Genomic DNA, 15632 nt, shown 5'->3' on the forward strand with positions numbered 1-15632 from the left:
CCGCGTCCGCCCCGCCCCCTGCGGTTCAGGAGACGGGTGCGACGGCCACCGGGGCGCCGAGCAACCGGACCGCGACGGGGTCGCCGGACACACGTCGGTCGCCGACCTCGTGCTGGACCGTGACGATGGTGTCGTCGTCGAGCCGGACGGTGGTGCGCCGGATCGACCCGAGGAAGCTCGACGAGACGACCCGTCCGGTGACGCCCTCGGCAGCGAACGCGATGTCCTCCGGTCGGACGTACGCCAGCACCGGGCCGTCCGCCACCGTGAGGTCGAGCGCGGGCACCCGGAAGCCGTAGACGAACACGTCGCCGCCACGGAGATCCCCGCTGAGCCGGTTCGACTGGCCGACGAAGTCCGCCGTGAACGCCGACGACGGCGAGCGGTAGAGCTCCTCGGGCGTCCCGATCTGCTCGATGTCGCCCGCGTTCATCACCGCGATCCGGTCGGAGACGGCGAGCGCCTCCTCTTGGTCGTGTGTGACGAACACCGTCGTGATGCCGAGGTCGCTCTGGATGCGGCGGATCTCCTCGCGGAGGGACACCCGCACCTTGGCGTCGAGGGCGGAGAGCGGCTCGTCGAGGAGCAGCACGCGGGGGCGGGTCACGAGCGCGCGAGCGAGTGCCACACGCTGCTGCTGGCCGCCGGAGAGCTGGTGCGGGAACCGGTCGGCGAAGTCGGCGAGGTGCACCATGTCGAGCGCGTCGACGACCCGGGACTTCCGCTCGGACGACGGCACCTTGCGCATCTCGAGCCCGAACGCCACGTTCTGCCGCACCGTCATGTGCGGGAACAGCGAGTACTGCTGGAAGACCATCCCCATGTCGCGCTTGTTCGCGGGCGTGTTGGCCACGTCCTCGCCGTCGATGCGGATGGCGCCGGCGTCGATCGCCTCGAGCCCGGCGAGCGCCCGGAGTGCGGTCGTCTTGCCGCACCCGGAGGGTCCGAGGAGCGACAGGAACTCGCCCGGCTCGACGCGGAGGGACAGCCCCGCGAGTGCCCGGTGGGTGCCGTAGCGCTTCTCGACGGCGTCGAGCTCGACGACGGCGCCGGCGCCGGACAGGGACGCGGGGGCGGCGGGGGCGGTGGGTGCGGTGGTGGTCATGCGGGGTCCTTGGGGTGGGGACGACGGACGCGCGTGCGGCGCTGCCCGATCCGGCCGATGGCGACGAGCAGCAGGAAGCCGAACACCAGGGCGCCGAGCGAGAAGATCGCGGCGACGTACGGGTCGGTGCCCTGCACGAGCAGCAGTGCCGTCTGGAAGGTGGTGCGGGAGAGGAACGACGCCAGGGTGTACTCGCCCAGGACGACTGTGATCGTGAGGAAGCACGCGGCGAGGATGCCCCGCCGCAGGTTCGGCAGGAGCACCCGCCAGGTCACCGTCCACCACGAGGCACCGAGCGACCGGGCGGCCTCGGTCAGCGTGATGAGGTCCATCGCGGTGATCGCGGCGGAGATCGGACGGAAGGCGAACGGCAGCGCGATGATGCCGATGGCGAAGGACAGCGTCCACGCGCCGGACCCGAACACCTGGGCGACGACCTGGTAGACGGGCACGAAGCCGACGACGAGCACGACGACCGGCACCGTGATCGGGACCAGGCAGACGAACTCCAGGATGCGGCGGAGCCGTGGGTGGTGCAGGGCGGTGATGACCTGGGCGGGCAGCAGCACGAGCAGGACGATCGCGACGGCGATGACCGCGATCAGGAGCGAGGCACCGAGGCCGTCGAACACCGGCTGGTAGGTGCCCGCGTTCGCCGGGTCGGCGAGAGCCGTGTAGTGCGCCGTGGTCAGGCTGCCGTCGGTGCCCTGACGGAAGGTGAACTGCAGCAGCGCGACCAGCGGGACCGCGAAGACCAGTCCGACGACGACCAGGACGACCGCTGCGGTACCCAGTGACGGGGCCGTGCCGAACCGCGGGGCGCGGGCCGGGCCTCCTGTCCGGGCGGGACGGGACGTGCGTGCGGAACGGGCCGGACCTGCCGGACGTGCCGGACCTGCCGGACCTGCCGGACGGGCCGGCGCTCCCGCGCTCACCGCTGCCACCGGGCTGCTCGACGCTGCAGCAGCGAGTACGCCGTCATCACGACCGCCATCACGACGACCATGCCGAGGGCCAGGACGCCCGCGACGTTCTGCAGGCCGATGATCGTCTCGCTGGTGAGCTGCGCGCGGATCGTCAGCGGGACGATGCCGCCCTGCGAGATGAGCGCCGCGGCGGTCGCGAACGACGAGAACCCGTTCGCGAACAACAGCAGCAGCGAGCCACAGAACGCCGGGGCCAGCACGGGCAGGGCCACGCGGCGCCAGTAGGTGAGGCGCGAGGCGCCGAGCGTGGCGGCGGCCTCGCCCCACTGGGTCTTGACGCCCTCCAGGGCGGGCATGAACGTCAGGACCATCAGCGGCACCTGGAAGTAGACGTACGGGATCACCAGGCCGGGCACCGTGTACAGGAAGGCGCCGTCGGCGTTGAGGTCCCAGTGGAACGTGGACACGAGCCATGCCGTGACGAGTCCCTGCGTGCCGATCGTGGCGATGAACGCGAACGCGAGCATCACACCGCCGAACTGGGCCAGCACGCTGGCGGCGGAGTCGATCATCGAGCGGACGATGCCGTCCGGCCGGAGCGCGGCGAGCGCCCAGCACACGAGCGCACCGACCACCGCGCCGATCACGGCGGAGGCCGCGGACAGCCCGAACGAGCCGCCGAAGGCCCGCAGCACGCTGGGGTCGCCCAGCGCGGCGAGGTTCGCGAGCGTCGGGTGGCCCGACGCGTCGAAGAACCCGGAGCCGACCGCGATGACCGCCGGGACGGCGAGGAAGAGCAGCACGTACGCCGCGAACGGGGTGAGGCCGAGCCACGCGACGCCGCCGCGGCGCCGGACACGGGGTCCGGCGCCGCGGCGGGCGGTGGCATCGGCGGGCGTTCCCTCGCGGGCCGCGGTCGCCTGCTCGCTCGTGACGAGCGTGGCGGCCGGGACCCCGGGGGCCGATGCGGTGGTCATGCTGCTCAGGAGCCCATCATCGACGACCACTTGGCGGCCAGGACCTTTGCGGCCGCGGTCACCTGGGCGTCGGTCAGCTCGACGGAGTCCTTCGGTGCGCCACCGGCGGCCTGCAGGGCGTCCTCGTCGACCTTGCCCGACTTCTGGAGCGCGGCGAGGGTCGACGGGAACGCGCCGGCCTGCAGGTACAGGTTCTGGGCGTCCGGGCTGGCGATGTACTCCTGCCACAGGCGGGCGGCCGCGGGGTGCGGCGCGTCCTTGTTGATCGCCTGCGAGTAGTACGAGCTGAGCGCCTGCCCCTCGGGGACGACGGTCTTCCAGTTCTTGTTGCCGGACGCGCCGGCTGCCGGACCCCAGGCCAGGTTGTTGTAGGACCACTGGACGACGACGGGGGTCTCACCCGAGGCGACGGTGGCCTGCGACGGCAGCACGTTCTGGAAGTTGCCGGCCTGCTTGAGCTTGCCGAAGAAGTCGACGCCCTTGGTGATGTCGTCCGCCGAGCCGCCGTTCTCGAGGGCCGCGAGGTAGACGGCGCTGGCGGCCTGGTTCGCCTGGGTGGGGTCACCGGCGATCGAGACCTTGCCCTTGTACTCGGAGCCGAGCAGGTCGCTCAGGTCCTTCGGCGCGTCCGTGATCTTCGACGAGTCGTACCCGATCGACATCAGGCCCGTGTAGTCACGGGTCCAGGCGCCGTCCTTGTCCTTGAGGTTCGTGGGGATGTCGCTCCAGTTCGCGACCTTGTAGTCCGTCAGCAGGCCGAGGTTCTGCTGCAGCACCGCGTTGCCGAGGTCGAGCACGTCCGGCGCCGTCGACTGGCCCTTCTGCGACTTCACGGCGGCGACCTCGTCGGCGCTCGACCCGTTCGGGTTCGCGGAGTTGATCTTGATGCCGTACTTCTTCGTGAAGCCGTCGATGATCTTGCCGTAGTTCGCCCAGGTCGGCGGCAGCGCGATGACGTTGAGCTGCCCCTCCGCCTTGGCTGCCTTCACCAGGGCGTCCATCCCGCCGGTGCCCTGGGCGCTGGTGGCGGTCTTCCAGCTCGCGTCGCTGCTGCTCGTCGAGGCGGAGCTCGTGGCCGAGCAGCCGGCGAGGGTGACGACGGCCGCTGCGGCGAGGGCCAGTCCGGTGAGGGTGCGCTTGTACTGCACGGGGTGCCTTCCGAGTTCGGGTCCGACCCGTCGGGCCGGTCCGGCTGAGAGCGCCGGTCGGGACGATCGTGGACGCGGCCGGTTTCCGGTCCGTGCTGGAACGGTGAACGGTGGCAGAACAGCGCGTGCGCCTGTACGGTTCCGCCAGGTCACACACAGCCGGGTCATCGGGGCCCGTCGCATGGTCGAGCAGCCGACTGCCATGATGTACCACATGCCAGTACAGCCCGGGGTGGTCCGCTTCCGCGCGTACCGCCGCTACGAAGCCCTCCGCGTCGAAGCCAGCAACGCGCTCATGGGGCTCTTGGCAGGCGCGCAGCTCTCGAACCACCTGCTGCAGCTGAACCGCGGTTCGGACCGGCTCCTGCCCGAGGTGTACCCGAACGTGCCACACATCCGACGCTTCAACCTCACCGCCGAGGCAGCGAGCGACATCCTGGCCGAAGCCGACGTCCACCTCGGGGCCATGAGCATCGCCTACGTCCTCGCGCTCCACGAGGACTCCCTGAAGACCTGCCTCGGCATGGCTGCGGAAGCTGGTCTGATCTCACGCCGACGCGCGCGTGATACCCGATCCGCTGGTCAGCACGAGGCGCTGCAGCAGGCATGTGGGTCGCGGATCGACAGCCTGCTCCTCGAGCAGCTGGCGGTCCTCCGACGGATGCGCAACGCGGTCATCCACGACGGCGGTCGTGTCGACCGAGGCCTGGTGGATGCGATCGCAGCCCTCTCGCCTGGTGCGGTACTCGCCTGGCGGAAGGCGTCGGGCAGTGATCCGAGCGGACTCGCGCCAGGGGACGTGCTCCGCTTGGGTCACGGGGAGATGCTCCTGGCGCTCGCCGTCACCAAGACCGTCGATCGAGCATGCAACGGCCTGTTGCAGATCGGCCTCCCACGGGACCACTGGATCCGAGAGGCCGTGTCAGACGCCCTCGTCGAGCATCCGTCGGCCCGGCGCTCAGGCACCGCGCTGCGGAAGTGTCACGGGTTCGCCCGTCACCACTACGGGCCGCTCCGACTGAGTCGCGCCGAGGTGGAATCGGAACTCGTCCACCATCGCGACGACTGAAGACAAAACGGGGCTCTACTCGTTGAGCTACGGTGCCAGGACTTGCACCTGGGTCTCCGCGTTTCTGTGGGGACACCGGTCGTGATCCGGTTGCGGCCTGCGCCGATCTCCTGCAGCCAACGGTACCAGCATCGCCACGACCTGCCAACGAGCAGCCCGCGGGTCAGGCGCCGAACTCGACCAGGACGCGCGGGATCTCGCCGAGCAGCTCGCTCGCCAGGTACCCCATCGGCCCGACCTGCACCGCCAGCCGGTCCCCCGCGGCGGCGTGCACCTGGGTCGCCCAGACGGTCGCCTGCGCGACGTCGGCCCCGCGGGCGAGCAGCCCGGTGATCGCGCCGGAGAGGACGTCCCCGCTACCGCTGGTGCCGAGGCCGCCGGCACCGGTGCCCTTCGCCCACGAGCGGCCGTCCGGGGCGGCGACGACCCCGCCGAGGGACACGACGGCGGCGTAGCGCTCGGCGATCTCGGCCGCGTCGGTGTGGTCGTCGGAACTGTCGCGCCCGAGCAGGCGTTCGGCCTCGCCGGAGTTCGGCGTCATCACGAGTCGGCCGCGCAACGGGGCGAGTTCGTCGACCAGGTCGGCGGCGACGCCGAGCGCGAAGGCGTCGAGCACGACGACCGCCTCGTCGCCCACCACCGCGGCGAGTCCGGCGACGAGGTCGCGGCTGCCGTCGGGTTCGTCGAGCCCCGGTCCGACGAGCACCGCGTCCGCCGATCCGAGGTCGTCTGCCAGGCCCTGGATCGCCCCGACGGCCACGTGTCCGCCGTCGTCCTCGGGGAGCGGCTGCACCCCGGACTCGGGCAGGGCGACCGCGACGTGCAGGGCGACGCTCTCGGCGACGGCGAGGGTCAGACGCCCACCGCCGACGCGCAGGGCTGCGGTCGCCGAGAGCATCGCGGCCCCCGGGGTCTTCGCGGCGCCGCCGACGACGAGCACCTGACCTCGGCCGTACTTGCTGCCGCCGACCTCGGGCAACGCCCACTCGCGGAGCAGGTTCGGGGTGACGGGGACCGGCTCAGACACGGGTGTCGTCCTTCCGGCCTTCGTGTTCGGTGACGGCGGCGTCCGGGTCCTCGTCGAGGTGTCCGGTGCCCGAGAACTCCTCGAGCGTCCACGGACCGCCGAGGGCGTCACGTCGGAGTCGGGTCAGGGACGCGTTGGCGACGGTGTGGTCCTCGGCGAAGGCCATCAGCTCGGGCTCGTCGAGGTCCAGGCACACGGCCATGGCCAGCATCACGACCGCGTCGTGGGCGGCGATCACCAGACGGTCGGCGTCCTGGATGCGGTCGACGTCGGCAAACAGGGTGCGCAGCCGGAGCATCACGTCGACCCAGGACTCGCCGCCGGCGGGCCGGTGGTAGTACTTGCCGAGCCACTGCCGGCGCTGTTCCTCGTCCGGGTGCAGGTTCGCGCACCCGGTGCGGGTGAGCCGGTCGAGGACTCCGAGTTCCCGGTCGCGCAGGCGCTCGTCGACCCGACGCGCGGGTTCGGTGAGCCCGCCGGCCTCGAGCGCGATGCCGATCGTCTGCTGCGCGCGGCGGTAGGGCGAGACCCACAGCACGACGGGGACGTCGTCGACTCCGCGCTCGGCGAGTTCGGCGCCCAGTGCCCGCGACTGCTCCTCGCCGAGGGGGCTCAGCGGGACGTCGGCGTCGCGGTGGTCGACCTCGATGACGTCGGCGCCGGCGGCGTGCGCACGGGCTGCCGCGACGTTCGCGGTGGACTCGCCGTGACGGACGAGCCAGATCTCGGTGACGGCCATGGCCGCGACGCTAGCCGGGAGGCGCTGGACCGGTTCACGGGCGGGCGTCGGCCCGCCGTCACTCGCGACCACGGCCCAGCGCCACCATCACGGGACCGGGGCACACAGCACGGCACCGCCCGTCCGGAGACGAGCGGTGCCGTGTGGTGTGCGAGTGGTGCGGCTCGGTGTCAGACCCGCGCTGCGCGACGACGTCGGGCGACGACGGTCAGGCCGATGCCCGCGGCCAGCAGTACGCCGGCGATGCTCAGCGGGACGGTCGGGTCACTACCGGTGAAGGCCAGCGTCCCGGTCGGGGTCCGCCCGTTGCCGGTGCCGGCGCCGCCGGTCGGGCTGCCGGTCGGGGTCGTCCCGGCCGGCGTGGTGGCCGTCGGTGTCGGTGTGGTGGGCGTCGGTGCCGGAGTGGTCGGCGTCGGGGTGGGGGTCGGCGTGGGCGTCACGACCCGGACGGTGACCACCTGGGTGTCGACCGGAGCGGTGCCGTTCGAGGCGGTGATCGTCACGGTCGAGGAGCCCGGGGCGGTCGGGGTGCCGGAGATGACGCCCGTGGTGCTGTCGATCGTCAGACCGGCCGGCAGACCGGTGGCGGTGAAGGTCGGGGTCGGCGTGCCGGTGGCGGTCACGGTGTAGCTGTAGGGCTGACCGGTGGTGCCGGCCGTCGGCGTCCCGGAGGTGATCTGCGGGGCGACGTTCGGCACGGGGGTGGTGGGCGGCGGGCAGGTCTGCGCCGGGGTGATCGTGTTCGTGTCGAGCGTCACGGCGCCGTTCAGCGCGATCAGCCGTCCCTGGACGGTCGCTCCGGTGACAGCCGTCACGGAGGTGTTGGCGAGGACCGTGCCCTGGAACTGCGAACCGCTCTGGATGGTCGCGGAGCTGCCGACCTTCCAGAAGACGTTGCACGAGCTCGCGCCACCGGTGATCACGATCCTGCTGTTCGTCCCGACCTTCAACGTCGACGACGCCTGGAACACCCATGTCGACTGGGCGTTGCCGCTCAGCGTCAGGGTGCTGTTGTTCGAGAGGTTCAGCGCGCCACCGGAGTAGACCCCCGGCACGAGCGGTGCGCGGTTGTCGAGGTTCGTCACGTCGCCGCCGGTCGGCGTCAAGGACGCGGCCTTGTTGTACGCCGTGAGGCCGGCCTGCAGAGCGGGGGCGGCCTCCTTCTCGGTCCGCACGGTGCCGGTGACGACCGCTTGGTCGAGCCCCGTGATGGACGCACTCGGAGGGCCGCCGACGTCACCGTTGAGGACTGACGTCCCGGTGTTCGAGATGGCGCTGGCGCCCAGCACGGCGTAGGTCGCCGCGGTCCCGAGCTTCACGGGCCCGTCGATCTCGGTGGCGGCGGAGGCGCCGGACGACGCCATGAGGACGAGCGACGCTGCGAGGCCGAGCGCGGCACCGCCCGTCATGACTCTGCGGACGAGCGGGGAGGTGGCCATTGCGGTACCTGACTGGTTGAGGGAGAAACACAGTGCGACCGTCGACGACGCGCGCATGATCTCCGTGTTCGCAGTATGCGCGTGATCGGCCCTGATCGGGGAAGAAGCCGGAAAGCGCGGTGCCGTTCGGACACATTCCCAGGCTGCAGGACTCCGGCGCACAGAAGGAGTGGCATGATGTCCCCCTTCTCGGGGACACGATCAGACCCCGGCCCCGACGGGCCGGAGCGCACGAGCGGCGTCGGACGGGTGCACCCAGAGCCCCGTCCGACGCCGCGGTCTCGCGTCCGCCCTAGGCCCGCCGGATGCGCAGGGTGACGAGCTCGAAGGGCCGCAGGGTCAGGACCACGGGTGCGTCGTCCGCCCAGGGACCGGCACCGTCCAGCGGGCGCTCGAGCAGGTCGACCCGGGTCACCCCGGCGACGGCGAACCCGAAGTCGACGCCGACGTCGGTCGCCCGGCCGCCGAGTGCCTCGTAGAGCCGGACGACGACGTCGCCGGAGCGGTCCTCGGCGAGCTTCACGGCCTCGACGAACACCTGCGGCGACGACACCGTCACGAGCGGCTCCACGACACGGTCCCCCGGCACGGCACGGACCGGCAGGTTGAGCCGGTACCCGGAGTCCGCCGCGTCGAGCACCGAGGCGCCGACCCGCAGCACGGTCCGGAACACGTGGTGGCCCTGGTCGGCCTCGGGGTCGGGGAACTTCGGCCCGCGTACCAGCGACTCGCGCACCTGCGTCGTGGTCCCACCGTCGGCACGGGTCCGCCGGGTGACGTCGTGGCCGTAGGTGGAGTCGTTCGCGACGGCGACCCCGAACCCGGGTTCGGCGACGTGCACCCAGCGGTGGGCGCTCGTCTCGAAGCGGGCGAAGTCCCACGAGGTGTTCTGGTGCGTCGGCCGGTCGATGTGCCCGAACTGGATCTCGCTCGAGGCCTGGTCGGCCTTGAGGTCGAGCGGGAACGACAGCTTCAGGAGCTTCTGCTGCTCGTGCCAGTCGGCCTCGGTCTCGACGACCAGTTCCGGCTGCCCCTGGGTCGCGGTGTACCGGGTGGTGACGGTGGAGCGGCCGAACGGGCGGACCACGACGAGCGCGTCCCCCTCGACGGTGACGCTCGTCGCCTGCAGCACTGACCCGTGCCGCTGGTAGGCGCGGTCGATGTCCCACGCCTCCCACTGGTTCGGGGTGTCCCGGAACACGGTGTACTCGGCGGCGGCCTCCCCCGGCGCGACGGCGTCGCGGCCGGTCGCGTGGTCGACGAGCGAGACGACGTGCCCGCCAGCGTCGACGGTCGCCGTGACGACGCCGGTGTCGAAGACGAAGCGGTCGCCGTCCCGGACGGGAGGCACGGCTCGCGCCGCGTCGACCGGCTCGGCACCCAGGGCGCGGACGCCGTCGGCGGGGACCGGGGACGCGTTGAACCGGACGTGCGTGGCGGCGGAGGGCGTGCCTCCCGGCCGGTCGGCGGTGTCGGAGTCCGGACCACCGGTGGCGAGCGCGGTCGTCGCGGTGCCGATCAGCTCCTCGAGGACCCCGGCGACCCGGGCGTACTCGGCCTCGGCGTTCTCGTAGACCCAGGCGATCGACGAGCCGGGCAGGATGTCGTGGAACTGCTGCAGCAGCACGGTGTGCCAGGCGGACTCGAGTGCGTCGTACGGGTACTCCTGACCGAGCCGGACGGCTGCGGTGGCGGCCCAGAGCTCGGCCTCGCGGAGCAGGTGCTCGGAGCGGCGGTTGCCCTGCTTCGTGCGGATCTGCGACGTGTACGTGCCGCGGTGGAACTCGAGGTACATCTCGCCGGACCACACGCCGGGGGTGGGCAGGGCGCGCTCGAGCTCCTCGAACACCGCGGCCGGGGTGCCGAGCTCGACCCGCGGTGAGCCGTCCAGGTCGTGCTGCCGGCGGGCGGCCGCGACCATCTCGCGGGTGGGACCACCACCGCCGTCCCCGAAGCCGTAGAGCAGCATCGAGGTGTTCGCGACGCCGCGCTCCTTGTTGTTCCGCTCGCCGCGGTGCAGGTCGGCGGGCGAGACGTCCGAGTTGTAGGTGTCCGCCGGGGGCAGGTGCGTGAGGACCCGGGATCCGTCGATGCCCTCCCACAGGAACGAGGTGTGCGGGATGACGTTCGTCTCGTTCCACGACGGCTTCTGCGTGACGAACCACTTCGAGCCCGCGGCCCGGACGATCTGCGGCAGGGCGCCGGTGTAGCCGAACGAGTCGGGGAGCCAGGCCTCGGGGGTGTCGACGCCGAACTCCTCCAGGAAGAACCGCTTGCCGGCGACGAACTGGCGGGCCAGGGCCTCACCACCGGGCAGGTTCGTGTCCGACTCGACCCACATGCCGCCGACCGGGATCCACCGGCCCTCGGCGACGCGCTGCTTGATGCGGCCGAACACCTCCGGGTACTCGTCGCGGATCCAGGCGTACTGCTGCGCGGACGAGCAGGCGAAGGTGAAGTCGGGGTCGCGGTCCATCAGGTCGAGCACGTTCGAGAAGGTGCGGGCGCACTTGCGCTTCGTCTCGCGCACCGGCCACAGCCAGGCGGAGTCGATGTGCGCGTGCCCGACCGCGATCGCCCGGTGCGCCGACCCGCTGGCGGGGACGGCGAGCGCGTCGGCCAGGACGGCCCGGGCGTCGGCGGCGGTGCCGGCCACGTCGTCCGGGTCGAGCGCGTCGGCGGCCCGTTCGAGCACGCGGAGGACGTCGGCGCCGCGGGTGCCGTCGGTCGGCAGTTCCGCCATCAGGCCGCGGAGCACCCAGAGGTCCTGCTGCAGTTCCCAGACGGTGTCGTCGCGCTCGACGACCTCCAGGGCGCGGAGCCGGTAGATCGGGGCGTCGCCGGCGGTGTGCTTCGAGCCGAGCGGGGTGGCGCCCTGGAACGAGTCGCCACCGATGTCGGGGTTCGCGCCGGCCTCGATGTAGAGCGTGAACGACTCCCCCGGACCGACCTGCAGCGGGACGCTGTCGTTGAGCGGCTCGATGGCCTTGATCGTGGAGCCGTCCGGACGCCAGGCGAGCCCCTCGGCCTGGAAGCCGGCCTGCCGCTTGGTGAACCCGAGGTCGACGTGCAGCTCGGCGGTGGTGCCCGGGGCGGTGCCGAAGTCGGCGGGGACGGTGCCGGTGACCTTGAACCAGGTGGTGCCCCACGGCCGGCCGCCCCACGGGGAGCCGACGGTGAACGGTTCGTACTGCTGGGTGACGGCGTCGGCGAAGGGCACGGGTTCGTCGGGGACCTGCCAGGCCTCGACCGTGACCGGCGAGGCGCGACGGTGGACGTTCGGGTCGACGCGGTCGCGGACGAGTCGTGCGATCCGGGCCTCGACGAGGGGTTCGTCCTGGTGCATGGAGCGGTTCCTTTCAGTGCGCGTGCGCGGCGCTGCGCTGCGCCCGCGCGCGTGGCGTGGATGGGGGTGTGGACCGTCAGCCCTTGATGCCGCCGGCGAGGGCGTTGCCGCCGCCGAGGCCGCGGGACACCAGCACGTAGAGCGCGATGACGGGCACCGAGTAGACGATCGAGAACGCGGCGAGCTGCCCGTAGGCCACCGCCCCGTTCTGTCCGAAGAAGTTGAAGATGCTCACCGCGGCGGGCACCTTGTCGGGCGAGAGCAGCAGGACGAAGGGGACGAAGAAGTTCCCCCACGCCTGGATGAACACGAAGATGAACACCACGGCGATGCCCGGTCGCATCAGCGGGATGACGATCCGCCACAGCGTCGTGAACATCGACGCCCCGTCGGTCCAGGCCGCTTCCTCGAGGGAGATCGGGACCGCGTCCATGAAGTTCTTCGCCATCCAGATCGCCATCGGCAGGCTGGTCGCGGCGAGGAAGAAGATGCAGCCGTAGATGTTGTCGATGAGGTTCAGCGAGACGAACAGTGCGTAGACCGGCACCATCATCGCCGTGATCGGCAGGCCGGTGCCGAACAGGATGCTGTACAGGAACGGCTTGTTGACGCGCATCTTGTACCGGGACAGCGGGTACGCGGCGAGGATCGCGACGACGACCGTGACGACCGCCGTCCCGCCGGAGAGCAGCAGGCTGTTCGCGAGCGGGATGAACGACAGCTCCGGGGTGAGCACCTTGGTGAAGTTGTCGAGCGTGAACTGCGACGGCAGCTTCACCGACAGCGACGCCTGGGCGTCGAACGAGGCGAAGACGAGCCAGAGCAGCGGCACCGCGAAGCAGACCGCGATGACGAGCAGCACGGTGTTCGCCACCCACCGCATGGTCCGGCCGCGCGGCGAGGTCATGTGCAGCGACCCCGGCGCGGTCACCGAGCGGGTCGTGGTCTGGTCGAGGGACGGGGCTGTGATGGCCATCAGTCCACCTCCGGCTTGAGCGCCCGGATGTAGATGATCGAGAAGACCGCCCCCACCACGAGCAGGATGGTCGCGATCGCCGTCCCGAAGCCGAGCTGCGAGAACTTGAACGCCTCCTGGTACGCCAGGATCGGCAGGGTCGACGAGTTGGTGCCCGGCCCGCCACCGGTCATCACGAAGATGAGGGTGAAGACGGACAGCGTCTGCAGGGTCGTCAGCATGAGGTTGGTGGAGATGCTCCGGCGGATCACCGGCAGCGTGATGAAGACGAGTCGCTGCCATCCGGTGGCGCCGTCGACCTCGGCCGACTCGGTGATCTCCTCGGGGACCTCCTGCACGGCGGCGGAGTACACGAGCATCGAGAACGCGGTGCCGCGCCAGATGTTCGCCAGGATGATCGCGACCATCGGGAACGTGTAGAGCCAGTTCGCACCGGTGATGCCGAACACCGACAGGAACGAGTTCAGCGTCCCCTCGTCGTTGAAGAACGCGTACGCCGCGAACGACGCCACGATCTCGGGCAGGACCCAGGCCGCGACGACGAAGGTGCCGACGATCGAGCGGACGACCTTGTTCGCCGCTCGCATCAGCAGCGCCAGGCCGAGTCCGAGCACGTTCTGCCCGACGACCGCCGAGGCGAGCAGGAACACCACGGTCAGGATGACGGACTTCGGGAAGTCCTTGTCCTGGAAGAGCTCGACGTAGTTCTTCATGCCGACGAACTGCTGGTCGGCAGCGCCGGCGCCGGTCAGGGCCGAGTTCGTGAACGACCCGTAGAACGACGAGATGACTGGGCCGAGCAGGAAGATCACGAGCAGGACGAGTGCCGGCAGGAGCGGGACCGCTCGGCCGACGTTCCGGAGCGGCTTGCGCTTCCGTGGGACGGGAGGGTCGGTGCGTCTCGGCGCACCGGGCGCCGGGACCACCGGCGCGAGGGGAGTGCTGGTCATGCTGGGTGCCTTCCAGAACAGCTCACGGTGATGAGTGGGGACGGGACGGGAGGCGCGGTGCGGGCTGGCACCGCGCCTCCCGTCCGACGGTCGGTCGGGTCAGGACACGGTCGCGTCAGCGCGCGGAGACCGTGTGCTCCTTGCCGACCACACCGACCACGGCGTCGTCGTAGGCGGCAGCGGCTTCCTTCGGTGACTGCTGTCCGGTCATCACCGACTCCATGGCGACCTGGATGGCGTTCGAGATCTGCGAGTAGTCACTCGTGGCGGGGCGGAAGTTCGTGTGCTCCACCAGGCCCGAGAAGAACTTGAACGTCGGGTTGGCGCCGGTGTAGTCCGGGTCCTCGGCGACGTCCTTGCGGACCGCGATCTGGCTGTTCTCGGAGTCGTACTTCAGCGATCCGTCCTTGTTGAGGAAGGTCGTGATGAAGTCGAACGCCGCCTGCGGGTTCTTCGTCTTGGCGCCGACCGCCAGGGTCCAGCCACCGGACATGCTGTTGTAGCCGGGCTCCTGACCGTTCTGGGTCGGCATCGCGGCCTGGCCCATCACGTCGTTCCACTCGGACCACGGCGCGGTGCCGGACTTCAGCCACGTGCCGGACTGCCACGAACCGTCGAGGTCGATCGCGAGCTTGCCCTTCGGCAGCCACGTCTGCGCGATGGTGGTGCCGACGTTGGGGTCGAGCGCCTGCTGCGGTGTCGGGCCGAGGCCGCCCTGGTAGACGTCCTTCACGAACTGCAGCGAGTCCTGGAACTGCTTCGAGCCCGTGACCCACTTCTTGTCCTTGTAGAGCGTGTTGCCGGAGCCGTCCGCGCCGTACAGCAGCATCTCGAAGCCCTGCATGGTGGACGCTTCGCCCTGCGCCTTGCCCGAGTAGATGTTGAACGGGATGGTGTCCGGCGACTTCTGCTTGATGGTCTTCGCGGCGGCGAGCACGTCGTCCCAGGTCTTGGGCTGCCACGGAACGGGCAGGCCGACCTTCTTGAAGATGTCCTTGTTGTACCAGAGGGCCCGGGTGTCGGTGCCCATCGGGACGCCGTAGGTCTTGCCGTCCACGCCTTCACCGGCCTGCTTGGCGTTGTCGTAGAACTGGCTCCAGTCCTTCCACTTCGCCGTGTACTCGTCGAGCGGCAGGAGGTACCCGGCCTGGGCATCGGCCTTGACGATGAACGTGTCCTCGTACATGACGTCCGGCGCGGTGGCGGGCGCCTTGTTCATCAGCGCGAGCTTCGTGTAGTAGTCGTTGCCCTGGGCCTGGATCGGGACGAGCGTGACCGTCTTGCCCGGGTTGTCCTTCTCGTACTCCTTCTTGACGACCTTCATCTGGGCGTCGAGCTGCTGGAAGGCACCGTACTTCTGGTACGCGATCTTGATGGTGTCACTCGAGGCGGACCCCGAGCTCGAGCAGCCAGCGAGACCCACTGCGGCGACTGCCACGGCTGCGAGTCCGGCGATGATGCGGGTGCGTTTCATCGGTGCTCCTTTGCACGGGTGAAGGTCGCGGACTCCGTTGCCCGCGTTGCGCAGTTAGTCCACCGTATGGATTAAACGGTGTCAAGACATGCGCGGAAAGTGCGTCCGGTTCGTGACCTGCCGGGTGCGGCCTCGCGCCGCGGCGCCCGCCTGCCGCCCGCTTTCGCGCTGGGCGACAGTCCGCGGACGGCGGCACGCGAGCCGTGTCGCTGGGCGCGAACGCGGCCGCGGCGGCGGCGGCGGCAGCCGCGGCCGGGCCGCGCCGAGGCTCGGCGCTGCGGACAGAACTCGTGGTCCGGACGCCGCGATCTGTCCGCCAGGGCGAGCCTCGGCGGGCCGCTCGGCCGGGCGGGCCCGCGGCCGTCCTCGCGCTGGGCGACAGTCCACGGGTGGCGGCACGCGAGCCGTGTCGCTGGGCGCGAACGCGGCCGCGGGCGGCGGCGGCGAACGGGCCGC

General features: G+C 70.9%; 12 protein-coding genes. 1 reads left to right on the top strand and 11 read right to left on the bottom strand.

Translation table 11 applies throughout. The features are described 5' to 3' along the window. Positions 1–25 precede the first annotated feature (25 nt). The 4 genes from DEI97_RS15450 to DEI97_RS15465 are packed head-to-tail and all read right to left on the bottom strand — an operon-like array spanning position 26 to position 4156. Positions 26–1105 carry an ABC transporter ATP-binding protein gene (locus tag DEI97_RS15450; protein WP_111073852.1) on the bottom strand — a complete coding sequence of 360 codons (1080 nt, stop codon included), beginning with the start codon at positions 1103–1105 and terminating at the stop codon, positions 26–28. After that, the gene (locus DEI97_RS15455; protein WP_349814964.1) at positions 1102–2049 is read right to left on the bottom strand and encodes an ABC transporter permease; all 948 of its coding nucleotides are present in this window, start codon (positions 2047–2049) and stop codon (positions 1102–1104) included. The genes DEI97_RS15450 and DEI97_RS15455 overlap by 4 nt, the downstream gene beginning before the upstream one ends. Next, a complete protein-coding gene (locus tag DEI97_RS15460; protein ID WP_111074184.1) occupies positions 2037–3008 on the bottom strand; it encodes an ABC transporter permease in 972 nt (323 codons plus the stop codon). The genes DEI97_RS15455 and DEI97_RS15460 overlap by 13 nt, the downstream gene beginning before the upstream one ends. 5 nt (positions 3009–3013) lie before the next feature. Next, on the bottom strand, positions 3014–4156 hold the full coding sequence (locus DEI97_RS15465; protein WP_111073853.1) for an ABC transporter substrate-binding protein: 1143 nt from the start codon (positions 4154–4156) through the stop codon (positions 3014–3016). Positions 4157–4370: 214 nt separating this feature from the next. Between DEI97_RS15465 and DEI97_RS15470 the strand changes: the two genes are divergently transcribed. Next, entirely contained in the window at positions 4371–5225 is an 855-nt protein-coding gene (locus tag DEI97_RS15470; RefSeq protein ID WP_146248063.1) for a hypothetical protein, read from the top strand. 163 nt (positions 5226–5388) lie between these two features. Here DEI97_RS15470 and DEI97_RS15475 read toward each other — a convergent pair whose 3' ends face one another. From DEI97_RS15475 to DEI97_RS15505, 7 genes are all read right to left on the bottom strand, one after another. Next, positions 5389–6252: an NAD(P)H-hydrate dehydratase gene (locus DEI97_RS15475; RefSeq protein ID WP_111073855.1), complete on the bottom strand. Its 864-nt coding sequence runs from the start codon at positions 6250–6252 to the stop codon at positions 5389–5391. After that, on the bottom strand, positions 6245–6991 hold the full coding sequence (locus DEI97_RS15480; protein ID WP_111074185.1) for a histidine phosphatase family protein: 747 nt from the start codon (positions 6989–6991) through the stop codon (positions 6245–6247). The genes DEI97_RS15475 and DEI97_RS15480 overlap by 8 nt, the downstream gene beginning before the upstream one ends. A gap of 170 nt (positions 6992–7161) precedes the next feature. Then, on the bottom strand, positions 7162–8400 hold the full coding sequence (locus DEI97_RS15485) for an ice-binding family protein (RefSeq protein ID WP_284158283.1): 1239 nt from the start codon (positions 8398–8400) through the stop codon (positions 7162–7164). A gap of 322 nt (positions 8401–8722) precedes the next feature. Then, positions 8723–11776 (bottom strand): alpha-mannosidase, encoded by a 3054-nt coding sequence (locus DEI97_RS15490; protein WP_111073857.1) that lies wholly within the window; start codon positions 11774–11776, stop codon positions 8723–8725. Positions 11777–11852: 76 nt separating this feature from the next. Further along, entirely contained in the window at positions 11853–12683 is an 831-nt protein-coding gene (locus DEI97_RS15495) for a carbohydrate ABC transporter permease (RefSeq protein ID WP_166780812.1), read from the bottom strand. A gap of 68 nt (positions 12684–12751) precedes the next feature. Further along, positions 12752–13702 (bottom strand): carbohydrate ABC transporter permease, encoded by a 951-nt coding sequence (locus DEI97_RS15500; RefSeq protein ID WP_111073858.1) that lies wholly within the window; start codon positions 13700–13702, stop codon positions 12752–12754. A gap of 115 nt (positions 13703–13817) precedes the next feature. Continuing rightward, on the bottom strand, positions 13818–15176 hold the full coding sequence (locus DEI97_RS15505) for an extracellular solute-binding protein (RefSeq protein WP_111073859.1): 1359 nt from the start codon (positions 15174–15176) through the stop codon (positions 13818–13820). Positions 15177–15632 lie beyond the last annotated feature (456 nt).

The sequence above is a fragment of the Curtobacterium sp. MCLR17_032 genome (genome assembly GCF_003234795.2).
Lineage (GTDB): Bacteria > Actinomycetota > Actinomycetes > Actinomycetales > Microbacteriaceae > Curtobacterium.